At 24.4% G+C, this 4,987-nt stretch carries 4 protein-coding genes and 1 tRNA gene; 1 reads left to right on the forward strand and 4 read right to left on the reverse strand.

Annotation, left to right across the window (positions count from 1 at the left end):
- Nucleotides 1-65: 65 nt before the first annotated feature.
- Nucleotides 66-142, reverse strand: a tRNA-Pro gene (locus tag L988_RS05385).
- 925 nt (nucleotides 143-1,067) lie between these two features.
- Here L988_RS05385 and L988_RS05390 point away from each other — a divergent pair.
- Nucleotides 1,068-3,029: a hypothetical protein gene (locus tag L988_RS05390; RefSeq protein ID WP_047382365.1), complete on the forward strand. Its 1,962-nt coding sequence runs from the start codon at nucleotides 1,068-1,070 to the stop codon at nucleotides 3,027-3,029.
- A gap of 66 nt (nucleotides 3,030-3,095) precedes the next feature.
- Here the strand turns inward: L988_RS05390 and L988_RS05395 are convergent, their stop codons facing one another.
- Genes L988_RS05395 through L988_RS05405 form a run of 3 tightly spaced genes read right to left on the reverse strand, consistent with a single transcriptional unit; the run spans nucleotide 3,096 to nucleotide 4,819 of the window.
- On the reverse strand, nucleotides 3,096-3,353 hold the full coding sequence (locus tag L988_RS05395; RefSeq protein WP_047382367.1) for a hypothetical protein: 258 nt from the start codon (nucleotides 3,351-3,353) through the stop codon (nucleotides 3,096-3,098).
- Between the two features lie 28 nt (nucleotides 3,354-3,381).
- On the reverse strand, nucleotides 3,382-4,122 hold the full coding sequence (locus tag L988_RS13235) for a hypothetical protein (RefSeq protein WP_052191707.1): 741 nt from the start codon (nucleotides 4,120-4,122) through the stop codon (nucleotides 3,382-3,384).
- Nucleotides 4,115-4,819 carry a ParA family protein gene (locus L988_RS05405; protein ID WP_047382369.1) on the reverse strand — a complete coding sequence of 235 codons (705 nt, stop codon included), beginning with the start codon at nucleotides 4,817-4,819 and terminating at the stop codon, nucleotides 4,115-4,117. Before L988_RS05405 ends, L988_RS13235 begins: the two co-directional genes overlap by 8 nt.
- Between the last annotated feature and the right edge of the window lie 168 nt (nucleotides 4,820-4,987).

Here is a 4,987-nt window from a genome sequence, read left to right on the forward strand (position 1 = left end):
ATTCGAACCAACGCATGACGGAGTCAAAGTCCGTTGCCTTACCGCTTGGCGACACCCCAATTAAATGGTCGGAATAGCAAGATTCGAACTTGCGGCCCCCTGCTCCCAAGGCAGGTGCGCTACCGGACTGCGCTATATTCCGAACTATTTTGTTTTGCATCAGCTGTTTGCTGCTGACAAAAATAATAGTACCATAAATTTTAAATAATGTCAACAAACTTTTTTATTTTTTATAAAAATTTATTTTTTTTAAGAAATCTTACTTCTTAATATATAAAGAAAAATATATTTAATATTTAAATAATATCAAATATATTTACTATGAATTAATTTATATTTTTTTATAAAAATTTATTTTTTAGATTTTAAGTAATATAATTTAAATTATTATGAAGTCTATTTTATGTTATAAATTTTTTTTTATGGTAATTAAATCTTTTTAATTGATTCTTTTTTTATTAGTCAATTAATCTTTATCTTTGAAATTAGAAAAATTTTTGTTTTAGATTCCATTAAATTTATTGTCATATTTGTGTTTTGACATTTTAGTTACCTATCTTAGTATTATATTATCTGAAAATGTGATATTAATTTATTTAATTTAATATAAGTTATATTATAAAGAGATAATTTTAAAATTATTAGTTAATAAAAGATTGTTTATAGTTGTTTTATTTGTTTATAGTTGTTTATATTGTTGTATTGAAATAAAAAATAATAAAATAGTCTATAAAGATAGATAAAATAAGTATTCTCTTTAAAATAAAAAGAAAAATACATGTCCGTAGATGTTGTATATATATGGACATTGATGTTGTATATGTGTGTCCGTAGATGCTGTATTTAAAATCCATATGTGTTGTATATATATAGCCTTTATTGTTGTAGTTTTTATAAAATTTAAAAAATAGACGTTATTGATTACTATATTTGAATTAAGAGATTTTTTTTAGATATTTTATACAATAGTCACGGTAAAATATCTTGAAAAAGCTTTGCTTATATTGTATTATATACAATATAAAAGGAATAGATATTATAATATACAACAATAAGGGCTGGTGAAAATGAAAAAATTAAAAAAATTTGAGATTCCTATGAATCAAGTTATTGATACAGGTCCAAGTGAAATAGTTGAAAAATTTTTGGATGTTTCTGAAATTGAAAATGAAAAGAATCATAGCTTAGTAAGAATTGATATAAATATGATAGAATATCCATTGTTTACTAAGAGTACAAGTAAGAAAAAAAATCAAATAATAAGATATTTTTTTAATAGATCAAAAGAAGCTTATATCCAAGTTAATCCAACATCAGGAGATTATATACCAGGTGAATTAGAGGAAAGAGTTTTTATAGCATTATTAAAAATAATGAGAGATAAAAGATATAATAATATGTTTTATACAACAATAAGTGAGATTTTAACAAATATGGGTATAGCCCAAGAATCGTTTAAGGGATTTTATGGTAGAATATCAAAAGCGTTAATAAGACTTTCACAAACTAGTTATACATTTAAAAACTCTTTATATTCTAATAAAATAAAGGGAATAATAGAAGAGCAAATAAATACAAATATAATGAATATTCATATGATTTCAGTAAAACAAGCACAGGAATCAGAAAAGGAGTTATTTACAGATAGAAGAATAAAAGAGGTTATAAAAGTATCAATTTCAGAGCATTTTTATGATAATATTATTAGAAAAGGGTACTTAGTATATGATTCACAACTTCTTTTAAGCATGGATAATCCTATAACTAGAGCTTTATATATGCTTATAAACAAATTAAGATTTAATAGAATGTATATAAAAGTTTTATCTATAAATCTTATAAAAAGAATTCCGTTGAGTGAAAACATTCAAAAAATTGGAAGAACGATAAAAGTAATAGAAAAAAGTTGTCAAGAATTAAAAAAAATGAATTTGATAGAAAATTATACAGTTATAAAAAATAGTAAATGGATTGAATCAGAGTTTGAGTTTTATTTTAATGAAACTCATAATGAATTAAAGCAAACATATTTTTATGACGATAAAAACCACTTTGATAATTTATTAATAACTCATACAGATAGTGGAGTTGATTTAAAAAATGATGGAAATCATCACTTTGAAGCTGTAAAAGCTGAAACTGTTGATAGAATTCCAACAAATGAAAAATTAGAAGAAATCTTAAAAATATTGCCGTCTAAAGCTAGAGAATTAAAAACTTTACCAAAAGTAATAAAAGATGGAATAAGACAATATGGATTTGAACATATAAAGTTTGTAGCTGAATATATAAAAGTTCAGAAAGTTAGTAATATAAGAAGCTATATGATACAAGCTTTATCAAAAGGATGGGCAGAAGATTATATTACACAGCAGAAAAAGAATACAGCACAAAAGGTTAAAAATGATAATTTAAAACTTTTAGAAATAGAAATACCACAAGAAGTCAGTGTAAATAAGGAAATAGTGGGAGAAGTAGATAATTTTTGGAATTTGTTAGTGCTAGAAAAAAAATTGGTTATAGAAGAAGAAGCATATAGGGATTATATAGCAATGTGTGGTGTAGAAGGTAAAATTCAAAAAATGGCCTTTAATGCAGCTAAAGATAAGATAATAAAAGACTATTTGATAAAAAATATCGAGAAATATACAACACAAGAGGTCGTAAATTCAAAAAATACAGATTTATTTAATAATAGTGAGGATGTAATAGATATTATTGAAATATCATCAACAGAAGTGGACAAAAATGAAAATACAGAAGATTTATCTACTGGCAATGAATCTATAAAATTAAATACAGCACAAGAGGCTAAAAATGTAGAAATAAAGAAAATATATAAAAATATGTCTATGTTCCAGTTAGATTTACTAGATCTTTTAGAAGGAGAAAATATAAAAGAAGTAAACAAGATAATTAGATTATTAGGAATAACTAAATTTTTTGAAGGTGAACTTGGAAATTTACATTTAGTTTTAGAATATAATGAAGATGAAGAGAGTATTATAAAAATAAATTCATTAATATAATGTCCCTTTGTATTGTATATAAAAAATGGATTTATCAAAATATGATAAATCCATTTTTTTATAATTTTATTCTGTAACAGAAAGAATATATTCTTTTCTTTCAGGAGAAAGTTTATATTCGTAATTTTTATTGTCTCCATTAGTAGTAATTATTAATAAGTTGAAAATTCCTTCAGATAATTCTGTCATGTTAGCTATATCAAAGTTATCAATGTCTAATTCTTCAGAGATAGAATCTAAAAAATCATCTTCAATTTCAAATTCAAAGTATTCGTTATTATGTTCTATAACATAGTAAAAATCTGCAAAATTAAATAGTTTCATAGTTTTAATCCTTTCATAAATAATATTGTTAGTTTGTTTTCTCAATTTCCATTAATAGGTTTTTAATTTCTTTGTTTAAAGATTCAATTTTTTCATATACATTTTTGGCTTTATTTGAATCAATAGATGATGTTTCAATTTTATTTTCTATTAATATAGAAATATTTGAGTTCAATTTGTTAAATAGTTTTTCAATAGAAATAATATCAGTTTTTTTAATATTTGTATTTTTAGTATTATTTTTTAGATTGATGTATTCTTTTCTAGTTTTGATTTGTCTATTAAGAACAGCCTTAATTAATTCCTCATTTGCATTTGGAGTTGAAATTTCATAAGTTAGAGATAGAGGCAGAGTTTCAAAGTAAAATTGGTCATCATCAGAGATACAATGTTGTTTAATAAACTTAAAACGATTTATTAAACGTTCTGCAGTTTTTTTCCCAATTTTCATGTGTTCTAACCAAATTCCAAAAGTTCCGCTTTTATTATTTGAATATTTCTCATTTGCTTCTAATAAAATTTCTCCAGCTTTAGTATGATAATTACTTTTAGCTATATGAAGAAGTGACTCATATCTAATCAAATCATTTTTCATTTCTAAATCTTGGATATCATCATAATTGAAAGTAACATCAGTATCAGGTAAAAAATCTTTTTCAATAACAGTAATCTCAAATTCTTTTTTCTCTGAATTAGAAGATGCAGGCAATTCTTTTTTCTTGAAAGAGTCTTGCTTTAGACGATCAAGTACATTAATTTTTTTAACCATTAATAATTCCTCCAATAATTTCACCATATAAACTTTGAAGTTCTTCTGCTTTTTTAGCTTGAGTTTCCCAAATTGTTTTTCCTTTTTCTGAAAGTTGTTCTTCAATAACACTTTCAGGAATTGGTGCAGTAAGTATTACTCCTGTATTGCTAAAGAATTCAGATAGACTATTAAAATATTCACGAGATATCTTTGTATTTCTATATAAGTTTGGAACTATTTGTGTAATCTTATCCCCCTCGGCTTTTTCGATCAATCTAGTTATTCCAGCAGTACTTAATTTATCTAGTTTTATAGGAACGATAATTTCGTCGGTAATTTCAAGAATAATATCATTAAGAACATTAAAAACAGGAGCACAGTCAACAATTATAAAATCATAACTAGATCTTAAAGATTCAAATGTTTTTCTGATTTTATTTTTTAAGTTTATTCCAAAAATATCAGTTTCTACAGGAAAGTAATCTAAGTTTTCCCTGATTTTGATTTTAATCTCTTCACCATTTTGAACAAAAGATTTGAATCCTTTTCCACCTTCAAACCATCCCCCTAGAAGAATAAGGCTATCATTTTGAGCATCAGAGGTAATCAGTGCAGTTTTGAAGTCGAGCATAGCAAGACCGTGAGCAATATTTTTAGATAAAGTTGATTTTCCAACGCCACCTTTATTATTTTTTACAGTTATTATTTTCCCCATAATTAACGTCACTCAAAAAGTAACGCTTTTCACCTCCTTTTTTAATAATTATAGTATAGATTAAAAAAGGAAAATAATCAATTTTTTTATCCGGATTTTCCGGATAAAAAAATTAAAACACGACAAATTGTCGCAATAAAATTAAAACACGACAAATTGTCGCAATAA

The sequence above is a fragment of the Cetobacterium sp. ZWU0022 genome, from assembly GCF_000800875.1.
Taxonomy (GTDB): Bacteria; Fusobacteriota; Fusobacteriia; order Fusobacteriales; family Fusobacteriaceae; genus Cetobacterium_A.

Bases quoted from the DNA above. Each gene is read 5' to 3' on its own strand.
- L988_RS05395 (WP_047382367.1), bottom strand. From the start codon at position 3,353: ATGAAACTATTTAATTTTGCAGATTTTTACTATGTTATAGAACATAAT.
- L988_RS13235 (WP_052191707.1), bottom strand. From the start codon at position 4,122: ATGGTTAAAAAAATTAATGTACTTGATCGTCTAAAGCAAGACTCTTTC.
- L988_RS05405 (WP_047382369.1), bottom strand. From the start codon at position 4,819: ATGGGGAAAATAATAACTGTAAAAAATAATAAAGGTGGCGTTGGAAAA.
- L988_RS05390 (WP_047382365.1), top strand. From the start codon at position 1,068: ATGAAAAAATTAAAAAAATTTGAGATTCCTATGAATCAAGTTATTGAT.